Annotated in this window: 18 protein-coding genes; 9 read left to right on the forward strand and 9 right to left on the reverse strand. The window is 67.0% G+C overall.

The window, feature by feature from the left end; genetic code table 11:
* Positions 1 to 112: 112 nt before the first annotated feature.
* Positions 113 to 685, forward strand: a complete 573-nt coding sequence (locus tag N4261_RS24785) for an outer membrane beta-barrel protein (protein WP_261757908.1) — start codon at positions 113 to 115, stop codon at positions 683 to 685.
* 184 nt (positions 686 to 869) lie between these two features.
* Here the strand turns inward: N4261_RS24785 and purB are convergent, their stop codons facing one another.
* On the reverse strand, positions 870 to 2,237 hold the full coding sequence (gene purB, locus N4261_RS24790) for an adenylosuccinate lyase (protein ID WP_261757909.1): 1,368 nt from the start codon (positions 2,235 to 2,237) through the stop codon (positions 870 to 872).
* Between the two features lie 197 nt (positions 2,238 to 2,434).
* On the opposite strand from purB, the gene N4261_RS24795 reads away from it, so the two are divergent.
* The 5 genes from N4261_RS24795 (at position 2,435) to N4261_RS24815 (ending at position 10,275) form a co-directional block, all read left to right on the forward strand.
* On the forward strand, positions 2,435 to 5,434 hold the full coding sequence (locus N4261_RS24795; protein WP_261757910.1) for a polysaccharide deacetylase family protein: 3,000 nt from the start codon (positions 2,435 to 2,437) through the stop codon (positions 5,432 to 5,434).
* 476 nt (positions 5,435 to 5,910) lie between these two features.
* The gene (gene lptA, locus N4261_RS24800) at positions 5,911 to 6,531 is read left to right on the forward strand and encodes a lipopolysaccharide transport periplasmic protein LptA (protein WP_261757912.1); all 621 of its coding nucleotides are present in this window, start codon (positions 5,911 to 5,913) and stop codon (positions 6,529 to 6,531) included.
* Positions 6,528 to 7,295 carry an LPS export ABC transporter ATP-binding protein gene (gene lptB, locus N4261_RS24805; RefSeq protein WP_261757913.1) on the forward strand — a complete coding sequence of 256 codons (768 nt, stop codon included), beginning with the start codon at positions 6,528 to 6,530 and terminating at the stop codon, positions 7,293 to 7,295. Before lptA ends, lptB begins: the two co-directional genes overlap by 4 nt.
* A 15-nt stretch (positions 7,296 to 7,310) precedes the next feature.
* Entirely contained in the window at positions 7,311 to 8,858 is a 1,548-nt protein-coding gene (locus N4261_RS24810) for an RNA polymerase factor sigma-54 (RefSeq protein ID WP_261757914.1), read from the forward strand.
* A gap of 121 nt (positions 8,859 to 8,979) precedes the next feature.
* Positions 8,980 to 10,275 carry a THUMP domain-containing class I SAM-dependent RNA methyltransferase gene (locus tag N4261_RS24815; protein WP_261757915.1) on the forward strand — a complete coding sequence of 432 codons (1,296 nt, stop codon included), beginning with the start codon at positions 8,980 to 8,982 and terminating at the stop codon, positions 10,273 to 10,275.
* A 134-nt stretch (positions 10,276 to 10,409) separates the two neighbouring features.
* Here N4261_RS24815 and N4261_RS24820 read toward each other — a convergent pair whose 3' ends face one another.
* From N4261_RS24820 to N4261_RS24850, 7 genes are all read right to left on the reverse strand, one after another.
* Entirely contained in the window at positions 10,410 to 11,201 is a 792-nt protein-coding gene (locus tag N4261_RS24820; protein WP_261757916.1) for a 16S rRNA (uracil(1498)-N(3))-methyltransferase, read from the reverse strand.
* 136 nt (positions 11,202 to 11,337) lie between these two features.
* Positions 11,338 to 11,904 (reverse strand): NADPH-dependent FMN reductase, encoded by a 567-nt coding sequence (locus tag N4261_RS24825; protein WP_261757917.1) that lies wholly within the window; start codon positions 11,902 to 11,904, stop codon positions 11,338 to 11,340.
* Positions 11,905 to 11,962: 58 nt separating this feature from the next.
* Positions 11,963 to 12,505: a hypothetical protein gene (locus tag N4261_RS24830; RefSeq protein WP_261757918.1), complete on the reverse strand. Its 543-nt coding sequence runs from the start codon at positions 12,503 to 12,505 to the stop codon at positions 11,963 to 11,965.
* Positions 12,506 to 12,572: 67 nt separating this feature from the next.
* The gene (locus tag N4261_RS24835; protein WP_261757919.1) at positions 12,573 to 14,246 is read right to left on the reverse strand and encodes a long-chain-fatty-acid--CoA ligase; all 1,674 of its coding nucleotides are present in this window, start codon (positions 14,244 to 14,246) and stop codon (positions 12,573 to 12,575) included.
* 207 nt (positions 14,247 to 14,453) lie between these two features.
* Positions 14,454 to 15,875, reverse strand: a complete 1,422-nt coding sequence (locus N4261_RS24840; protein WP_261757920.1) for an NAD(P)(+) transhydrogenase (Re/Si-specific) subunit beta — start codon at positions 15,873 to 15,875, stop codon at positions 14,454 to 14,456.
* Positions 15,876 to 16,101: 226 nt separating this feature from the next.
* Complete coding sequence (locus N4261_RS24845) at positions 16,102 to 16,401, reverse strand: NAD(P) transhydrogenase subunit alpha part 2 (RefSeq protein ID WP_261757921.1); 300 nt, start codon at positions 16,399 to 16,401, stop codon at positions 16,102 to 16,104.
* A 150-nt stretch (positions 16,402 to 16,551) separates the two neighbouring features.
* Complete coding sequence (locus N4261_RS24850) at positions 16,552 to 17,670, reverse strand: Re/Si-specific NAD(P)(+) transhydrogenase subunit alpha (protein WP_261757922.1); 1,119 nt, start codon at positions 17,668 to 17,670, stop codon at positions 16,552 to 16,554.
* Between the two features lie 536 nt (positions 17,671 to 18,206).
* Here N4261_RS24850 and N4261_RS24855 point away from each other — a divergent pair.
* From N4261_RS24855 to N4261_RS24865, 3 genes are all read left to right on the forward strand, one after another.
* Positions 18,207 to 18,731, forward strand: a complete 525-nt coding sequence (locus N4261_RS24855; RefSeq protein WP_261757923.1) for a hypothetical protein — start codon at positions 18,207 to 18,209, stop codon at positions 18,729 to 18,731.
* A gap of 229 nt (positions 18,732 to 18,960) precedes the next feature.
* On the forward strand, positions 18,961 to 19,167 hold the full coding sequence (locus N4261_RS24860) for a hypothetical protein (protein ID WP_261757925.1): 207 nt from the start codon (positions 18,961 to 18,963) through the stop codon (positions 19,165 to 19,167).
* Positions 19,168 to 19,174: 7 nt separating this feature from the next.
* Complete coding sequence (locus tag N4261_RS24865; RefSeq protein WP_261757926.1) at positions 19,175 to 19,681, forward strand: NUDIX hydrolase; 507 nt, start codon at positions 19,175 to 19,177, stop codon at positions 19,679 to 19,681.
* Between the two features lie 184 nt (positions 19,682 to 19,865).
* On the opposite strand, the gene N4261_RS24870 is transcribed toward N4261_RS24865, so the two are convergent.
* Positions 19,866 to 20,741 carry a response regulator gene (locus N4261_RS24870; RefSeq protein ID WP_261757927.1) on the reverse strand — a complete coding sequence of 292 codons (876 nt, stop codon included), beginning with the start codon at positions 20,739 to 20,741 and terminating at the stop codon, positions 19,866 to 19,868.
* Positions 20,742 to 20,985 lie beyond the last annotated feature (244 nt).

Below are 20,985 nucleotides of genomic sequence, written 5' to 3' on the forward strand. Positions count from 1 at the left end.
TGTCGAGAGCGAATCTCACCGGATCTTCCGGAACCCGCCCGACGACATCGTGAAACCCACGCACGACTCGCGATCTCCGCGTCCGTTGCGAATGCTCTGAAGGAGTCCTCACATGAACCGCAAGAACAACAACACCCGCACGATCGTCAACGGCAAGAAGGCCGGCCTGTTTGCTGCCGCCGCGCTCGCCCTGACCCTGGGCTCTGGTCTGGCCATGGCGGCTGACACGCCTTACTACCTGGGTGGCGACGTCGCCAAGTCGACCAGCCGCGTGGACGGCAATTCGCAGAAGCGCACCGCCGACAGCTACAGCATCTTCGGTGGCTACAAGTTCAACGAGAACTTCGCCGTGGAAGCCAACTACACCGACCTGGGCCGCATCGACTTTGGCGGCGTGAGCGCCAAGAACAAGGTCTATTCGCTGGATGGCATTGCCCGCGCGCCGCTGGGCAACAACTTCGGTGTGTACGGCAAGGTGGGTCTGGCCTACGCCCAGCGCGACTTCAACAACGGCCTGGGCAATGAAGACAAGACCGGCCTGAAGCTGGGCGTGGGTGTCGACTACGCGCTGACCAAGAACGTCTCGCTGCGTGCGGAAGCCACTCGCTTCAACAACATGCCGGACGCCAACGGTTTCAACAAGAAGGTGGACCGACTGGGCGTCGGCGTGGCCTACCAGTTCTGATGTCCTGAGGACATCGGCGCTTTCCGGTTGCGCTCCTACGCATCCTCCTCCCTCCCGAACGCCGGAAAGCGAAAGGGCAGTGCCTCGGCACTGCCCTTTTTTCGTTGGCGATCAGGCCGGACCCACCATCAGGTCCCGCCATGGCGGCACGCTGACCTCTCTGGTCGGTCGAGTGCGGCGGGGGTCAGATCCGTCGCGCCAGCGCCTCCGCCTTGCCGATGTAGTTGCCCGGCGTCATCGCCAACAGGCGCTGCTTTTCGGCCTCGGGCAGTTCCAGGCCCTGGATGAACGCCTGGATGGATTCGCGGGTGATGGTCTTGCCGCGGGTCAGTTCCTTCAGCCGCTCATACGGATTGGGCAGCGCATAGCGGCGCATCACCGTCTGGATCGGCTCGGCCAGCACTTCCCACGAGGCGTCCAGATCCGCGTCCAGCGCGGCGGCGTTGAGCTCCAGCTTGTCCAGGCCCTTGCTCAGGGAGTCATAACCCAGCAACGCATAACCCAGCGCCACACCCATGTTGCGCAGCACCGTTGAATCGGTGAGGTCACGCTGCCAGCGGCTGATCGGGAGCTTCTGGCTCAGGTGGGTCAGCAGCGCATTGGCCAGGCCGAAATTGCCTTCGGCATTCTCGAAGTCGATCGGGTTGACCTTGTGCGGCATGGTCGAGGAACCGATCTCGCCCGCCTTGGTGCGTTGCTTGAAGTAGCCCAGCGACACATAGCCCCACACATCGCGCGACCAGTCCACCAGGATGGTGTTGGCACGGGTCACGGCATCGAACAGCTCGGCCATGTAGTCATGCGGCTCGATCTGGATGGTGTAGGGATTGAAGGTCAGTCCCAGCTGCTTCTCGATCACCGATTGGCTGAAGGCTTCCCAGTCCTGCTCCGGATAGGCCGACAGATGGGCGTTGTAGTTGCCCACCGCGCCGTTCATCTTGGCCAGCAGCTTGACCTCGGCAATGACGACCCGGGCCCGGCGCAGGCGGGCGACGACGTTGGCGATCTCCTTGCCCACCGTGGTCGGGCTGGCGGTCTGGCCGTGGGTGCGGCTGAGCATCGGCGCGGCGGCCATGGCCTGGGCCATCTCGGTCAGCTTGGCAATGACGCGGTCCAGCGCCGGCAGGATCACCTGTTCGCGCGCGGCCTTCAGCATCAGGCCATGGCTGGTGTTGTTGATGTCCTCGCTGGTGCAGGCGAAGTGCACGAACTCGCCGGCCGCTTCCAGTTCCGCATGGCCGGCGAACTGCTTCTTGATCCAGTACTCGACCGCCTTGACATCATGGTTGGTGGTCTTCTCGATGTCCTTGATCGCTTGCGCATCGGCCTCGGAGAAGTTGGCCACCAGGGCACGAAGTCGCTCGCGGGCGGCGGCCGGCAGTGGCTTGAATTCGGCCAGGCCGGCATCGGACAGGGCGATGAACCATTCGATTTCCACCTGCACGCGGCGGTGCATCAGGCCGAATTCCGACAGCAGCGGACGCAACGACGCCATGCGCGAGGCATAGCGACCATCCAGGGGCGACAAGGCGGTGAGGGCGGAGAGATTCATGGCGGGGCGGCGCATCGGCCAGGGCTGGGGCAAACCCGCAGATTCTACAGAGCGGCCCCAGCCGGGTGTGGCCAACGCCTGCTGGCGTGACGGGCTTCCGGTTCCCGACGCGCGTCCGCCACGCCGCCCGCAGCACCAGCGGCGCCAGACGCGACAATGCCGCGGCAGACCAACACGACGTGGACGAGGAACGAGGGATGGGCAAGCGCGCGACAACGATGGGCCAATCGAACGAGGGCTCGGTGCCGGACCTGGCACGGACGACCCATCGGCCCACGCACCGCGGCGGCCCCGGCGCTTCGACCGGCCTGGGAGCCGCGGCGGCCGTGGTGCTGGCCCTGTCCACCGCGCTGTCCGGCTGCCAGAAGTCCGCCGATCCGCAGGCGATCCAGCCGGCCGTGGCGGCTTCGGCCAGCCCGACCGTCAGCGCCACCTTGCGCACCCAGGCCGATCAGGTGCTGGCGCGCTACCGCCAGATGATTGTGCTGATGGACGGCGAGTCCTCGCTCAAGCCCGCGGAACGCGAAGCGGTGCATGCGGTCGGTCTGATGCTGTTCCACGACATGCATGAGAGCGTCGAGGCGCTGGGTGCCACCGCGGCAAAGAGCCAGGATCCGGCCGGTCTGGCCGCACTGTCCGAGCTGCTGGACCGCATCGAGCAGGAACCAAGCTGGTTCGATGCCGACCGACTCGCGTTCAAGGAGTTCCTCACCCAGTTCGGTCAGCAGATGTCCACCTCGCAAAGCATCGCGGGGCTGAAGCTGGCCAAGCGGGCGAATGAGGACCTGGCGGTGCTGGCGGAGGTCGAGCAGGCGTATGCGCAGGAACTGCGCGACACCTTCGGTCGCTTCGCCCAGCGGGGCATCACGCTCAAGCGGGAGAAGTGGGCAGACTATGTGGCCAAGCTCAAGGGGCTCTACACCCGCGAAGGCATCCTGAAGGATTACGCCACCGTGCTGCCCGATCTGCGGGCCCGTCCCAGCACCGACAACAACGCGACCACCACCACCGCAGCGGCGCCCGAGGGCGAGCCGGCGTCGGGCGCGACACGCGGGCCGGCCACCGCCAAGGCCGAGCGGGAATTCTTCGGCCTGCAGTTGCCGCCCAAGACGGTGTTGCTGACCTTCGATGACGGTCCGCACCCGCGCTACACCGATGAAATCCTGGAGATTCTCAAGCGTTACCAAACGCCTGCGGTCTTCTTTCAACTCGGGCGCAACCTGGGCACGGTCGACAAGGACGGCAAGGTCAAGCCCGGCCCGGGCTCCCAGGTGGCGCAGCGGGTGCTGGCGGCGGGTCATCCGATCGCCAACCACAGCTTCACCCACGGCCTGATGTCGAAGTTCCAGCTCGATCAGGTGCGCAGCGAAGCCAGCAGGACCGAAGCGCTGCTGGACAACGCCGGCCGCAATGGCCAGGCCCTGTTTCGATTTCCCTATGGCGCGCGCAATGATGGGGCGCTGGGCGTGATCGAATCGCTGAAGCTGCGGTCGATGATGTGGAACGTGGACTCGCTGGACTGGTCCGATCCGATCCCGAAATCGATTGCTGCGCGGGTGTTGAATGAGCTGTCCAAACAGCAGCGCGGCATTGTGCTGTTCCACGACATCCATGCGCGCACCGTCGAGGCGCTGCCGCTGGTGCTGGATCAGCTCAAGGCGGAGGGCTACCGCTTCGCGGCCTGGAAGGACGGCAAGATCCAGCCGCTGGACGCGCCTGCGGGCGGCGAAAGCGCTGCGGCGCCCGAGCTGGCGGGTGCCAATCTCTACCGCGACAGCTATGCGCTGGTGATCGGCATCGACCAGTACAAGAGCTGGCCGCGCCTGCAGCACGCGGTGCGCGATGCACGCGCCGTGCAGGACACGCTGCAGACCCAGTTCGGCTTCCGGCCCGAGAACGTCGTCACGCTGACCGATGGTGAGGCCACCCGCGCCAACATCCTGCGCGCACTCAATGGCCTGGTGCGGGACAAGGCGGGCTCGTCCAAGCTCAAGCGGGACGACCGGGTGTTCGTCTTCTTCGCGGGCCACGGCAGCACCCGGCGGTTGCCGAGCGGCCGGGATGTGGGCTACATCATCCCGGTGGACGCCGGTACCGATGACTTGCAGACCGACGCCATCGCCATGCCGCAGTTGCAGGAGCTCGGCGAAGCATTGCCGGCCAAGCATGCCTTCTTCATCATCGATGCCTGCTATTCCGGCCTGGGCCTGACCCGCGCCGGCTCGGCGGGCGGCAGCGCCAACTTCGTGCGGGACAACGCCCGCCGCATGGGTCGCCAGATGATGACCGCCGGCGGCGCAGACCAGCAGGTGGCCGATGACGGCCCCGGCGGCCATTCGGTCTTCACCTGGACCCTGCTGCAGGCCCTCTCCGGCAAGGCCGACCTGAACGGTGACGGCCTGATCACCGCCACCGAGCTGGCCGCCTATGTAGCGCCAGCAGTCTCGGCCATTGCGCACCAGACACCGGCCTTCGGCAGCCTGCCGGGGTCCGAAGGCGGCGAGTTCATCTTCGAGCTCGCGTCCACGCCGGAGCAGGCCTTGAGCGGGGACAGCAACCAGTTGGACGCCAAGACCAGCGCGCTGGCCAAGCGTGCCGACGACGCGCGCAATGCGCAGCTCCAGCCGGTGGCCTCGCCTGCTGCCGCCTCCGCCACACCGGGCGCAGCACCGACCACGACCACGACCACCACCGCAGCGGCCGGACAAGCGCCCGCAGCGAGCGCGGCCTCGGTGCAGATCGTGTTGAAGGGCCTGGACGGCAAGGACACGGCCATCGCCACCAGCGCCACGGCGGTCTCGATCAGCCCCCGCGTCGCGGCGCAGCGCGCGAATGATCGTGGCCTGCAGCTCTACAAGGAGCGCCGCTATGACGAAGCGGAGGCCGCCTTCACCGAGGCCCTCAAGCTGCAGCCGCGCTTCGCGCTCGCCGCCAACAACCTCGGCTTCATCTACTTCAAGCGCGACAAGCCGGTCGAAGCAGCCCGCTGGTTCCGCAAGGCCATCGAGATGGACGGCAGCCGGGCCCTGGCTCACCTCAACCTCGGCGATGCGCTGCTGATGGCCAACGAGGATGCGCAGGCGCAGGCGGCCTATCGCAGCTTCATCGAACTCTCGCCCAAGCACGCCCGCGTGGCCGAAATCCGAGCCTGGCTGGAACAGCCCGATGCGGCCCATCGGCCGGCGCCTCCGCGGTGAGGCTCTGACGTTCGGAGCGTGATTCAGTCGGACAAGCGAATCAACGATTCAACGATTCAACGATTCAACGATTCGACGAATCATCAAACGAACGAACGGATGGATGGATGGCGAGACCGCGTCTTGCGGGGTGGGTGGGTGCTGCTTGAGCGGTTGAAGTGGGATTGGGTGCAGGGCAGGGTGGCTCGGATCGAAGCGACCGGGGGCCACTTTTCGGAGGTCAAGGAATGAATTCGGCGGACGTCAGTCCGACGAAGAAGGGACACGGAGAAAAGTGGCCCCCGGTTGCTTCGATCGTGTTTGGCGTGGGGAGGGGGCTCTGCCCTGGGCCAGTGAAAGGGGCAGCAGCCACAGATTGCACTGGGGCCGCAATCGCGCCTTGCCCGCTGACGCCACAACACCACGCGCGGGCCTCGGCAGCGCCCCGCCCGCAGGGCTAGAATGGCCTGCAAGTTTTGTGCCGTCAGGATTCCCACATGCCGTTCCGTCGCTCCCTGCTGTTGACCGGCGCCCTCGCGCTGGGCCTGGTCGCGCCTTGGGCTCACGCCGCCAAGGATGACCGCCAGAAGCCGCTGAACCTGGTCTTCGACAAGCAGGGCGAGGTGGACAAGGTCAAGCAGCGTGCCGAATTCAACGGCAACGTCATCATGACCAAGGGCTCGCTCATGCTGCGGGCCGAGCGCATGGATGTGCAGGAAACCAGCGACGGCTACTACCAGGCCTATGCCACCGGCGCCACCGCCCGGCAGGTGCAGTTCCGCCAGGACCGTGACACCCCCGGCGAGCGGATCGAAGGCCGCGCCGACCAGATCGAATACGACACCCGCAGCGAAACCATGCGCCTGGTCGGCAATGCCGAAGCCAAGGTCATGCGCGGCGACCAGCTGATGCAGACCATGTCCGGCGCCTCGCTGAACTACGACAACCGGACCGAACGACTGGTGGTCGAAACTGGCGCGAGCTCGCCGCATCCGAGCGGCCGCGGCCGCGTGGTGCTGATGCCGCGCAATCCTCCGGCCGAACCGGCGCCGGCTGCGAGCGAGCCGCTGGGCCTGCGTCCCAGCATGAACCTGACTCCGCGTCAGCCCCAGCCATGAGCGACGCCCGCCCCGCCCTCCCCCGCAGCCGACTGCAGGCCTGGGGGCTGCAGAAGACGTATGGCGTGCGCAAGGTGGTCAAGGATGTCCACCTGGATCTGCACAGCGGCGAAGTGGTGGGTCTGCTCGGCCCCAACGGCGCCGGCAAGACCACCAGCTTCTACATGATCGTCGGGCTGGTCCGCGCCGATGCCGGCGAGATCCAGATCGACGGCCAGCCAGTGCAGCGGCTGCCGATCCATCAGCGTTCCCGCCTGGGTCTGAGCTATCTGCCGCAGGAAGCCTCGATTTTCCGCAAGCTCAATGTCGAGGAGAACATCCGCGCCGTGCTGGAGCTGCAGCTGGACGACAAGGGCAAGGCCTGGCCGACCGCCCGCATCGATGCCGAGCTCGACAAGCTGCTGCAGGAGCTGTCCATCGAGAAACTGCGCGACACCCCGGCGCCTGCGCTGTCCGGTGGCGAGCGGCGTCGGGTGGAGATCGCCCGGGCCCTGGCGACCCAGCCGCGCTTCATCCTGCTGGATGAGCCGTTCGCCGGCGTGGACCCGATCGCGGTGCTGGAGATCCAGCGGATCATCCGGTTCCTGAAGCAGCGCGGCATCGGCGTGCTGATCACTGACCACAATGTCCGGGAGACCCTGGGCATCTGCGACCGTGCCTACATCATCAGCGAGGGCACGGTGCTGGCCGAAGGCACCCCTCAGCACATCGTGGACCACCAGGATGTGCGGCGGGTCTACCTCGGCGAACATTTCCGGATGTAGGCGGCGAGGCGCGCAATGAGGCCGACGCTACAGGTACGCCTGTCCCAGCATCTGGCGCTGACGCCTCAGCTCCAGCAGTCCATCCGTCTGCTGCAGTTGTCGACGCTGGAACTGCACCAGGAAGTGGAGCAGATGCTGGCCAGCAATCCGCTGCTCGAGACCGATGAAGAGCATGACGCCCCGTTGCCCGCCGCCACCCAGGAACGCCTGACCGAACGCGAAGAGCGCGAAGAGCGCAGCGCAGGCACGACCGAGGGCGGCGTGGGCGAGAGCACCGGGGAAACTTCCGGCGACGGGGCAGCGGCCGACGAGATCCGCGCCGAGGACTTCGGCACCACCGAGCGCGACGACTGGGAAAACGGCACCGAGGGTGACGACTTCGACGGCATCCGCGAGCAGCCCGCAGGCGCCTCGCCGGGAAGCGGCGGCGACGACGATGAGCGCCCGGAGACCGAGGCGCCCGACGCGTCGCTCCAGGACGTGCTGCGCGCGCAGATGGCCGGCATGCAGCTCGACGAGGTCGAGCGCGCCGCGCTGTTGGCGCTGATCGAGTCCCTCAACGACGACGGCTACCTGGAAGACACGCTGGAAGAGCTGGTGGTCGCCTTGCTGGGCGAGGACGGCGACGAGGAGCAGCGCGAGCAGTTGCTCGCCCACTTCAAATGTGCGCTCAAGTGGCTGCAATCGATGGAGCCCGCCGGTGTCGGGGCGCGCGAGCTGTCGGAATGCCTGGAGCTGCAGCTTCGCACCCATCCGCGATCGCCCGAGCAGGCGCTGGCGATCGTCATCTGCCGACGCCACCTCGAGTTGCTGGCCAAGCGCGACTGGCGCCGCCTGATGTCCCTGACCGGCGCGGACGACGAGTTGCTGCGCGGTGCGCAGGCCTTGATCTCCGGTCTGGAGCCCAAGCCCGGCCGGCGCTATGCCCGCAATGACAACCGGCCGGTGGTGCCCGATGTGATCGTGCAGAAGGCCGGTCGAAACTTCCGGGTGATGATCAATCCGGATGTGCTGCCCAAGCTGCGCATCAATGATCTCTATGCCCAGGCCCTGCGGGCGACCCGGGGCGGCGTGAGCAACTCGCCCCTGGGTGGCCAGTTGCAGGAGGCGCGCTGGTTCATCAAGAACATCCAGCAGCGCTTCGACACCATCCTGCGGGTCAGCGAGGCGATCGTCGAACGCCAGCGCGGTTTCTTCACCCATGGCGAACTGGCGATGAAACCGCTGGTGCTCCGCGAGATCGCCGATGAGCTGGGTCTGCATGAATCGACGATCTCCCGGGTCACGACCGCCAAGTACATGGCCACGCCCTGGGGCACCTTCGAGCTGAAATACTTCTTCGGCTCCAGTCTCTCCACCGAAGCCGGCGGCAATGCCTCCAGCACCGCCGTGCGGGCGTTGATCAAGCAGTTCATTGCGGCGGAGGACACCACCAGTCCGCTGTCGGACAGCCAGTTGTCGACCATGCTTGGCGAGCAGGGCATCACCGTGGCCCGGCGCACCGTCGCCAAGTACCGCGAGGCGCTCAAGCTCGCGCCCGCGAACCTGCGCAAGGCCCGCTGAGCAGGCTCGCCCGCCGGCGATCCTGAGGCGGTGGGACAATGCGGCGCTCGACCCGATCCCGCACGGCCCAGCGCCGCTGACGCCATCGGCTGTTCGTCGATTCTCCCTGCCGCATCGCCCCATGTCCCTGTCCGCGTCCTCGTATCACCTCTTCCTGCCCTGCCCTGCCGGTGTTGAAGCCTGGCTGGAGGAGGAAGTGCGCGACATCCTCTCCCCCGCCGAATGCCTGCAGGGCCCCAAGGCCTTCCGGGGCGGCGTGGGCCTGCTGGGCACGCTGGAAGCGGTGATGCGGCTCAATCTGCACAGCCGACTGGCCCAACGGGTGCTGATCGAGGTGGCGCAGGAAGACTATCGGCATGAGGACGACATCTATGCCATGGCCCGCCGCATCGACTGGGGCCAGTGGATCTCGCCGGAGCAGACGATCCGCGTGGACACCACCGCCCAGCGCTCGCCGCTGCACAGCCTGAACTTCGCCACCTTGCGGGTAAAGGACGCGGTCTGCGATGTGCTGCGGGACCAGACCGGCGAACGGCCCAGTGTCGACACGCGCTGGCCCGATCTGCCGCTGCAACTGCATCTGACCGAATTCGACGCCACGCTGTATGTCGACAGCTCCGGCGAGCCGCTGTTCAAGCGCGGCTGGCGTGAGGACAAGGGCGACGCCCCGCTCAAGGAGACCCTGGCCGCGGCCATGTTGGCGGCCGCCGGCTGGAAGGGCACGCCTGAGGAAGGCGGCGCGCTGCACGACCCCTGCTGTGGCTCGGGCACCATCGTGGTGGAGGCGGCGACCATTGCCTGCGGCATCGCCCCCGGCATCCAACGCCGATTCGCCTTCGAGAAGCTGCGCCCCTTCCAGTCGATGCTGCCGGCGTGGCGCCGCATGAAGGACGAGGCCCGCGCCGCCCAGCATGAGCCCGAGGTGCCGCTGTTTGCCAGCGATGTGGCCTTCCGGATGGTGGACTTCGCCCGACGCAATGCCGAGCGGGCCGGTGTGGCTCAGTACATCCAGTTCAACGGCGGCGACGCGCTGGAGCGTCCGGCACCGAAGCTGCCGGACGAGCTGCCCGGCACGCTGATGCTGAATCCCCCGTATGGCGAGCGGATCGAAGTCCGCGGCAAGGCGGGCACCGGCTCACGGGCGATGGAGGACGGACCGCTGTCCGAAGAGCGCGATGCCGGCGACGACTTCTTCCCTCGCCTGGCCTCTCATTGGAAGCGGGCCTACACCCAGCATCCGGCGGGATGGACCGCTTGGCTGCTGTGTCCGGAAATGAAACTGCCCAGCAAGATGCGGCTGAAGGAATCGCGCCGCATCCCGATGTGGAACGGCCCGATCGAATGCCGGATGTTCAAGTTCGACCTGGTCGCCGGATCGGCGCGTAAGCAAGCGCCGACGACCGAGTCGGAGGACTGAGCCTGAGTCCGATGGCGAGCCGGGGTGCACCCACGCCGGCGACGCCTCGTGTGGCGTGCCTCGTGTGACGGGCCGTTGCCGCGAACCATCGGGACGGGGCCTGAGACGATCAAGGACCGAGCGTCCTGGTCCGCTCAGGCGCCGGTGTCGCTCAGGGCCAACCACCCCAGCACGGCCAAGGGTGCGGTATCGGCACGCAGGATGCGCGGGCCGAGCTTCACTGCAGAGAACCCGCGAGCGCGTGCGGACTGCTCCTCCGCCTCACTGAGCCCGCCCTCCGGTCCGCTGAGCACCAGGATCCGACGTTCGCCTTCGGCGGACTCGGATGGCACCTCCGCCAGCGCCGACAGCGGCTGTGCCGCCACCGGACTGAGCAACCAGCGCGGCCCATCGGCCTCGCCCAACTCGGCCAACCAGGCGCCCAGCGTCTTGACCGGCGCCACCTGCAGCGGCCGGGTGCGGCCGCACTGCTCGGCCGCCGCAATGGCCACGCCCTGCCAATGGGCGCGCTTCTTCTCGGCGCGGTCGCCGGTCAAGCGCAGCACCGAGCGTTCGCTCATCAGCGGCTGGATCGCGACGGCGCCGAGTTCGCAGGCTTTCTCGACGATGCCATCCATGCGGTCATTGGCCGGCATCACCACCGCCAGGGTCACGCGGGGCCGCAGCTCCCTGTCGACCGCATGGCGTTCCCGCAGCACGACCCGGACCTCGGACCGGCTCATGGCGGTGACCTCGGCGGTCCATTCGTCGCCGCTGCCGTCAAACAGCGTGACCCGATCGCCGGGTTGAAGCCGCAGCACCTGCACATGCCGTGCGGCGCCCGGTGGGAGATTGAAGTCGGCGGCCGCTGCCGCGTCAGCCTCCGAGGAGACCGATGACGCGGGAGAAGCTTGGAGCGATTGCTCGACAAAGAGGCGGGCTGGCACGGCGGGAATCGTTGGCGGCGAAGGCAGCGGGGCTGCTGCCACACAGGAAAGAGGAAAGAGGAAAGAGGAAAGAGGAAAGAGGAAAGCGAGGAACGGCGAGCGGCCGCAGTGGCGCAGCTCGCCTGCAGTCAGCGGATCAGGCCGCCTTCTGCTTGCGGATCCAGGTCGAGAAGGTGGCCAGGAACTTGCGCAGGAACGCTTCGGTGTCGGGCTTGGCGATCGCCCCGTCCGCCGTGAACATGTCCGCGGCGCCGCCTAGATACATCTCGGGCGTGGGCAGGGTGGCCACATTCAGGCAGACCAGGACCTGACGCAGGTGATGGTGGGCGCCGAAACCGCCCAGTCCGCCGGGCGACAGCGTGACCACCGCACCGGGCTTGCCCTCGAAGGCATTCTGGCCGTAGGGCCGCGAGCCGACATCCAGCGCGTTCTTCAGCGCCGCAGGAATCGACCGGTTGTATTCCGGGCTGACGAAGAGCACCGCATCCGCCGCCTTGATCGCGGCACGGAACTCGCCGTAGGGGGCGGGCGGCGCGGCGGCCTCGTCCTCGTTGTAGAACGGCAGATGGCCGATCTCCACGATGCGCAGTGCCAGCTCCGGCGGCGCCAGGGCCTGCAGCGCCAGGGCCAGCTTGCGGTTGAACGAGGCCTGGCGCAGGCTGCCCACCAGCACCGCAACTTGATAGGGGGTCGAGGTCGACATGCAATCTCCCGAGAAAAGGACGGCTCAGGGTCAGGACATGCGGTCTCGGTCCCTGAACTCAGTGAAAACCCAGTGTCGCACGCAGTTCATGCGCGGCCGCATCGCCCTTGGTGGCACGCACCCGGTCCACCACATCCAGCGCCAGCACCTGCAGCTGCGGCAAGTCCTGGCACTGCTCCACCTCCAGGGCCAAGCGGTAGCCCTTGAGCAGGCCCTGCTGTTTGGCGAAGGTGCTGAGCGCGGTGTAGAGCTGGCCGAAATCCAGCGACGACTGCGGCGCGCCCGCCAGCCGCGACACGGCCGCCCGTGAGCCCGTCTGGGTCGCCGGACCGCGTGGCGACCCGATGGTCGAGGCCGGGCCCGACAACGGCGCCGGACGACTCAGGGAGGCCAGTGCGGGGGTCGGCATCACCAGGCGGTGTTGCAGCAGCAATTCCAGATCGGCCGGGGTGGCGCCTTGCACCATGCCCAGCCATTCTTCACCGGTCCTGGTGGCGTCGATCACCAACAACAGATTGCGCGCCACCCGCGCCTGCACGAGCGAGCGCGACTTGATCTCCGCTCGCCCGGCCTCTGACTTTTCATAACGTTCTTCTAGCACGGCCTTGCTTCCTCCTCAGGAGCGCGAAGCTTAGGCGGTGTGCGCCGCGCAGCCCCCAGGGAAACTGCTACTTTTTGTCGCGCAATTCTCGGCGCAGCACCTTGCCCACCGGTGTTTTCGGGAGTTCGGTGCGGAACTCGATGATCCGCGGGCGCTTGTAGCCAGTGAGGTTGGCTTCGCAGTAGGCCTTCACATCCGCCTCGGTGAGCGCGGCATTGCGCTTGACGATGACGACCTTGACCGTCTCGCCGGCCTTCTCATCCGGCACGCCCACCGCCGCACATTCCAGAATGCCCGGCATTTGTGTCAGGACATCCTCGATCTCGTTCGGATAGACGTTGAAGCCGCTGACCAGGATCATGTCCTTCTTGCGGTCCACGATGCGGAAATAGCCCCGCTCGTCCACGGTGCCGATGTCGCCGGTGCGGAAGAAGCCGTCGGCGGTCATCACCTTGGCGGTTTCGTCCGGACGCTGCCAGTAGCCGGCCATCACCTGCGGGCCCTTGATGGCGATCTCACCGGCGCCGCCCGCCGGGACTTCCCGGCCATCGTCATCCAGCAGACGCAGTTCGGTACCGGGCAGCGGCAGGCCGATGGAGCCGGTGTAGGCGGTGCTGTCGGTCGGATTGCAACTGGCCACGGGCGAGGTCTCGGACAGTCCGTAGCCTTCGACGATCGGGCAGCCGGTCTTGTCCAGCCATTGCTTGGCGGTGGCTTGCTGAACGGCCATGCCGCCGCCCACCGAAATCACCAGGCCGCTCCAGTCCACCGTGCCGAAGGCCGGGTGATGGGCCATGGCCATGAACAGCGTGTTGACCGCCGGCAGGCTGTGGAAGCGATGCTGGCTGAGTTCCTTGAAGACCGCGGGCAGGTCGCGCGGATTGGGAATCAGCACATTGCAGCCGCCCACTCGCATCGACAGCATCAGGTTGGTCGTGAAGCCGAAGATGTGATATAGCGGCAGCGCGCAAATGCTGACCAGCTGTTCATGCTTGGGAATCTTGCGCAGCGCGGGTTGGTACCAGGCCTCGCACTGCAGCGTGTTGGCCACCAGGTTGCGGTGCAGCAGCACCGCGCCCTTGGACACGCCGGTGGTGCCGCCGGTGTACTGCAGCACGGCGATGTCGTTGGGCCCCACGGCCGGACGGCGGTATTGCTGGTGGCGGCCCTTGGCCACCGCGTCGTTGAAACGCACCGCGGTGGGCAGTTCAAACGCCGGGACCAGCTTCTTGACCTTGCGCACCACGTAATTGACGACGGTGCCCTTGATCAGGCCGAGCATGTCGCCCATGGCGGCCAGCACCACATGCTTGGTGGGCACATGGGCCATCACCTGCTGCAACGTGGCGGCGAAGTTCTCGACAATGACGATCGCCTTCGCGCCGGCATCCTTGAGCTGGTGTTCCAGTTCCCGCGGGGTGTAGAGCGGGTTGACGTTGACCACCACAAAGCCCGCACGCAGCACCGCAGCCACGGCGACCGGATACTGCGGCACGTTGGGCATCATGATCGCGACGCGATCGCCCTTCTCCAGCCCCAGGCCCTGCAGGTAGGCCGCCAGCGCGCGGGACGCCTCGTCAATCTGCGCGTAGCTGATCGAGCGGCCCAGCATCTTGTAGGCCGGCCGGTCCGGAAACTGCGCGAACGCGGCTTCCATGAGCTCGATCAGCGAGGGATAGACATCCGCATCGATCTCGGCGGGCACGCCTGCCGCATAGTGCTTCAGCCAGAGTTTCTCCATTGTTATGTCTCCAAGGTACGGCGCGGATTCTCGCCGATCCCCGGAAGCGCCCCATCAGGGGATTCGATACACCGCACAACGCCGGCAAAAGAAACCCAGAAGGCCGCAAATGGAGTCAGAACGGCGCGGGTTGGTACCGGTACACCTTGCGCGCGACACGCGGAAGCAACCCGGCCGACCCCTTCGCGCCGGGCCCGGGTGGCGGCGTCACTCCACCGCCTTGAGCATGTCCTCGACCACCTTCTTGGCGTCGCCGAACACCATCATGGTCTTGTCCATGTAGAAGAGTTCATTGTCCAGGCCCGCGTAACCGGCCGCCATCGACCGCTTGTTCACGATCACCGTGCGCGCCTTGTAGGCTTCCAGGATCGGCATGCCGTAGATGGGACTGCCCTTGGTCAGCGCTGCCGGGTTCACCACATCGTTGGCGCCCAGGATGATGGCCACATCGGTCTGGCCGAACTCGGGGTTGATGTCCTCCATCTCATGGACCTGGTCGTAGGGCACTTCGGCCTCGGCCAGCAGGACATTCATGTGGCCCGGCATGCGACCGGCCACTGGATGGATCGCATAGCGGACCGTCACCCCCTTGGCGATCAGCTTCTGTGCGAGCTCCTTGACCGCATGCTGGGCGCGGGCCACGGCCAGGCCGTAGCCGGGCACGATGATCACGCTCTCCGCATTGCCCAGGATGAAAGCGGCGTCATCGGCACTGCCGCTCTTGACCGGCCGCTGCTGCGTGGCCACCGCCGCTGCACTCGCCTCGCCGCCGAACCCGCCCAGGATCACGTTGAAGAACGATCGGTTCATCGCCTTGCACATGATGTAGCTCAGGATGGCGCCGGAGCTGCCCACCAGCGATCCCGCAATGATCAGCATGCTGTTGTTGAGCGAGAACCCGATGCCCGCGGCGGCCCATCCGGAATAGCTGTTGAGCATCGAGACCACCACCGGCATGTCCGCGCCGCCGATCGGGATGATCAGCAACACGCCCAGCGCGAAACCGAGCGCCACGACCAGGATGAAATCCATCCAGCTCTGCGAATGCCAGAAGCCAACGATGAAGAACGCCGCCGCCAGACCCAGCGCCAGGTTCAGCCAGTGCTGGCCAGGAAAGCTCACTGGCGCGCCCTGGAACAAGCGGAACTTGTACTTGCCGCTGAGCTTGCCGAATGCGATGACGGAGCCGGAGAACGTCACCGCGCCGATGAAGCAGCCCAGTGCCAGCTCGATGCGGTTGCCGCCCGGGATCGGATCCCCATGCACTGCGATGCCGAAGGCATGGGGCTCCGCGACCGCCGCCACCGCAATGCACACCGCAGCGAGGCCGATCATGCTGTGCATGAAGGCGACCAGCTCCGGCATCTTGGTCATCTCCACCCGCTGGGCCATCACGGTGCCGATGCCACCGCCGACGACCAGGCCGCCCAGCACATAACCCAGCCCCAGCACCTGGCCGTCGGCCAGTTTGAGGATGAGCGCCCCGGTGGTCAGCACCGCGATCGTCATCCCGACCATGCCGAAGACATTGCCGCGGATCGAGGTGGTCGGATGCGACAACCCTTTCAGCGCCTGAATGAAGCACACGCTCGCGATCAGGTACAGCAGCGCGACGAGATTCATGGACATGCGGTGTTCTCCCCGGTCGATGGCGCGCCCTCATGCAGCGCGGCTGAGGATGCGGATGCGGATGCGGATGCGAGTGCAAATGCAAATGCAAATGCAAGTGCAAGTGCAAGTGCAGATGCAGATGCCGCCGAAACTGCGGCTGAGCACGCCCCCTGCGGCCAGGCGCGCGCGGCCCGATGTCCGACAGAAGGCGCCTGCCGTCGCGCAGCAGGCCAATGACGATGGCTCATTGCTTGCGCTCCTTCTTCTTGAACATCTCCAGCATCCGTCGGGTGACGAGGAAGCCGCCGAAGACATTCACCGCCGCCAGCGCCACCGCAAAGGTGCCCATGAACTTGCCCAGCGGGGTCTCGGTGAGCGCGGCGGCCAGCATTGCGCCGACGATGACGATCGCCGAGATGGCATTGGTCACCGCCATCAGCGGGGTGTGCAGGGCCGGGGTGACGGTCCAGACGACGTGATAACCGACGTAGATCGCCAGCACGAAGATCGTCAGGTTGATCAGGGTGGGAGAGACGGCATCCATGAGAGAAACCTCCTGTGAGCGGTGGATTCGGTGAACCGTGGCCGGGTACCGATCGATTCGAGGGCGCGGGATCCCGCAGAGACTGGGGGCTGTCGATCGTCCTTTCGGATTCCGACCGGCCTGGGCCTGCGGGGCTCGACGTCGCGTCGATCAGCCGGGTCGCAACACCTGGCCCTCGTGGGTGACGAGGCAGGCGGTGACGATGTCGTCGTCGGCCGGCAGGGCGAAGCCGCCCTCCTTGGTGAGGATCAGCTTGAGAAAGTCGAGCAGGTTGCGGGCATACAAGGCGGAGGCGTCCGCCGCCACCAGCGAGGGCAGATTGGTCTCGCCCACCAGCATGACGCCGTGCTTGCGCACCGTCCGGCCGGGCTCGGTGAGCGGGCAATTGCCGCCGGCCGGCGCGGCAATGTCCACGATGACGGAGCCGGGTTTCATCGCCCGCACCATCTCCTCGGTGACCAGCACCGGGGCGGGGCGACCAGGAATCAGCGCGGTGGTGATGACCACATCGGCCTGCGCCACCCGCTTGGCCACCTCCAGCTGCTGGCGCGCGAGCCAGCTCGGCGGCATCGGCCGGGCATAACCGCCGACCCCTTCCGCCGCCTCGCGTTCCTCGGCGGTCTCGAAGGGCACGTCGATGAATTTCGCGCCCAGGGACTCGACCTGCTCCTTGACGGACGGTCGGACATCGGAGGCCTCGATCACCGCGCCGAGCCGCTTGGCCGTGGCAATCGCCTGCAGCCCGGCCACGCCCACGCCCAGCACCACCACCCGTGCGGCCTTGATGGTGCCGGCGGCGGTCATCAACATCGGAAACAGCCGCTGATAGTGGAAGGCGGCCAGCATCACCGCCTTGTAGCCGGCCAGGTTGGCCTGGCTGGAAAGCACATCCATGCTCTGCGCGCGGGTGGTGCGCGGGGCTGCTTCCAGAGCGAACGCGGTGAGCCGGGCCTGCGCCAACCGCTGCAGGCCGTCGCGGTCGAAGGGGTTGAGCATGCCGGCGAGCAAGGCGCCGGGTTTGAAGAGCGCCAGTTCCTGCGCGTCGGGCGCACGCACCTTGAGCACCAGGTCGCTGCCGAAGGCCACCTCCCGCGAGACGATCTCCGCCCCGGCGGCGGCGTAGGCCTCATCGGTCACACTGGCGTCCAGGCCGGCGCCCTGCTGCACCCGCAGGGCATGGCCCTGGGCAACGAGCTTCTTCACCGTCTCCGGTGTTGCGGCCACGCGCGCTTCCCCCGCAGTGGTTTCTTGCGGCACACCAATCAGCATCTGTTGGTCCTCCATCTTGGCTCAGCGTCGGTCGAGCTTACCCGCGCTCCCTGAGAAGCGCGGCATTTGGGCGACAGGGGATTCACTAGGGCGGTCCACGCACAAGGCAATCCGTTGTTTTCAGGTGACCAAATCTTGTGGGAACGACACTGCAGCAAGGCAGAGCGGCAGGACGCCTTGACATCGCTCCACTTCGAGGCCAGCGCCGCAGGCGGAAGGGCCCGTCGGCCGATCGACGCCGGTGGCGCTCCGGGCAAGGTAGTCGGCCGCGGATGCTCAGGGTTCCTCGCATCATCGATGTCAGAACGTCGCGGCGGAAGCCGACACGCTCGAACGAGCGCCGCACGACCAGCGCCCCATGACGAGAGCCGCATGACCAGAGCCGCACCGGGCCGCGCCACATGCCAGCGCCGCTCCCCCTACCCGGCCACGTGGCGCATGGGCAGAGAAACAAAACAACATGTTGTTCGCAGTTGTATACCGGTGTGCACCGCACCGGACATCCAGGCGTTGTGTCCAGGTAGAAAGGAGCCACCATGCTCATCCACAAGTTCCTCCTCTCCGGCGCACTGGCCTTGGCCGCGTTGGCCGCGCCGCTGGCGTCCCAGGCCGCCGATGTCGGCGTGTCCGTCAGCATCGGTGAACCCGGGTTCTATGGCCAGATCAACATCGGCAATACCCGTCCCGAAGTCGTCTACGCCCAGCCTGTGATCATCCATCGCGTCCAGGCACCACCGCCACCGGTGTATGTGCGTGTGCCTCCCGGCCATCAGAAGAACTGGCGCCGTTACTGCGGCCAGTACGGTGCCTGCGGACGCCCGGTGTACTTCGTACGGGACACCTGGTACCGCGACGTCTACGCGCCGCATTACCGCCATGAACATCCGGAAGGCCCGCGCGGCCGTGGTTGGGATGACCGCCGCGGCCCCGCTCATGGTCATGGCCCTGCTCACGGGCACGGGCACGGGCACGGGCACGGCCCCGATCACGACCATGACCGCCGAGATCGCGACGATCGAGGAGACCGTGGGGATCGCGGCGACCACGGACGTGGCCGCTGAACGTGCGCTGAGTTGATCGCCCTGGCGCAGGAGCCGTCGCTGACGGACACCCCACGCTGATGACCTGGAGCCGCCCGCCAAGCTGGAATCACCGGCTTGGCGGGCGGCTTCGTTTCATGACCCCCAGGGCCCCTGCACACGAGGATTGCGCCGCTGCCCTGCCCCGCGATGGACAGGCGACGAGCGTCGGCACGGAAAGCGTCATCAAGACCAAGCACAATGTCGGCCCATGAGTGAGACCGATCCGGCCGAGGCGCATGCCCTGGGCGCCACCGGCGCACTGCGGGCAACGCGCCTGCGGGCCGATGCGGACCGGGAATCGCCATGCGCGCTGCGGCTCGGCCAGGACGAGCGGCGGCGCCAGGATTTCGAGCAGGCCCCCATGCGGGTCACCCGCCCGGTGAGGGCCGGCCTGCGCAGGAACATCGCGTCTTAGGGGAGCCATGACCGAACGCTTCAAGCCCAACGTCACCGTCGCCGCCGTCATCGAACAGGACGGTCGCTATCTGCTGGTGGAGGAACTGACCTCCGGCGGACTGCTGCTGAACAATCCGGCCGGCCATCTGGAACAGGGCGAGTCACCGATCCAGGGCGTGATCCGTGAGACGCTGGAGGAATCCGCCCGCGACTTCACGCCCACAGCCTGGCTGGGGGTGTACATGTCGCGCTTCCTGCGGCCGGCCCGCAACGAAGACGTGACCTATGTGCGGATCGCCTTCGTCGGCCAGGTGGGGGAACAGATTCCCGGCCGCGCCTTCGACACCCCGGTGCAGCGCACCCTGTGGATGACGCTGGACGAGGTGCGCGCCAGCCGGGACCGCCACCGCAGCCCCCTGGTGCTGCGATGCATCGAGGACCACGCCGCCGGACGGCGGTTGCCTCTGGAGGCGCTGGTCAACGATCCGTCGTTGTTCGAGGCGCCCACGGCGCCGGTGCCACCCGCGGCCTGAAATCGGCCGTTCGCGTTCTGACCCGTCGCTGAGCGCGAGGTGGAACCAGTGAGCGGAGCTCGTCGCCTGGCCACCTGTCCGGCAGCCCCGGCATGCGCCCCGCATCCATCCGACGTCGGCCCGACATCCGACAGGCAAGCACCGGATCGCCCCAGGGTTGCCGAAGGTGATCCCGGCGGCCGATTCAGGCCGTCATGGCGGCACCCATCAACCGAGCGACCGGACCGGGCTGGCGCGTGGCTTCGAGCTCGTTGATCGCGCAGCGCGACAGCGTCAGCAGGGCCTCCCGCTGGCGCTCGCGCAGGCGGCGAGGCAGCCGGTCCAGCACGCACAGCGTGCCCACCACATCGCCACTGGACAGCGCCAGCGGCACGGCGGCATAGAAGCGGACATAGGGCGCACCCTGCACCAGCGGGTGGTCGGCAAAGCGGGCATCCTGCCAGGTGTCCGGCACCTCGACCACCGGGCCCTGATGCATCACCTGGGCGCAGAAGCCGCGCGAGCGCGGCAGCGTGGAGAGGGTCAGGCCGGAAGTGCCGATGAAGCGTTGCTGCTCGGCATCGATCAGGCTGATGGCGGCCATGCCGCTGCCACTGATGTCGCAGGCCAGGTCGGCCAGCTCATGGAAGGCGCCGTGCTGGCCGGGCGAGACCTCCAACTGGCCCAGTGCCCGCAGACGCTGGGACTCGTCGCCATAGACCGGCGGCAGCCAGCTGCGCATGAGGGCCAGGGCGTCCTCGGTCTGGTGGCTCTTCTCGAAGAATCCGGAGATGCCGTGCGCCGCGCAGGCGCGCCGCATCTCCTCGTAATAGCTGTTGCTCAGCACCACGACGCGAGCGCCCACGCCCAGCTGACGCACCGCGCGCAGCACCCGCAGGCCGCTGCCGGGCTGGAGTGCCAGGTCCATCATGATCACGTCGGGCTGCGTCTGGGCGATGACCCGGATGGCCGACGCCTCATCGGCGGCCTCGCCCACGACATGGATGCGCTTCTCGCGCGCCAGCAGCGCCTGCAACTGGTTGCGGATGGTGACGGAGGATTCAACGATGACGACGTTCATGAGGCGACTCCCTTTGACGCCAGTGTGCGACGCCGCCTCCGCGACGGACAGTGGCGGTTGGCGATGTCTGCTGTGCGCAATGTCGGATCCGCTCGTCAGCGATTTGCCTACAGGCGGGGGGATCGTGGGGGATAGACAAACCGAGGGATTGCACGGCCGAACTTCCCCCACCGGCCTTCCATGGGGCCGCCGGTGAAGGTCACCGCCCTCACGCCAGGCCCGCTCCGCAGAACGCAGCCTGGAC

The sequence above is a fragment of the Roseateles amylovorans genome, from assembly GCF_025398155.2.
GTDB lineage: Bacteria > Pseudomonadota > Gammaproteobacteria > Burkholderiales > Burkholderiaceae_C > Roseateles > Roseateles amylovorans.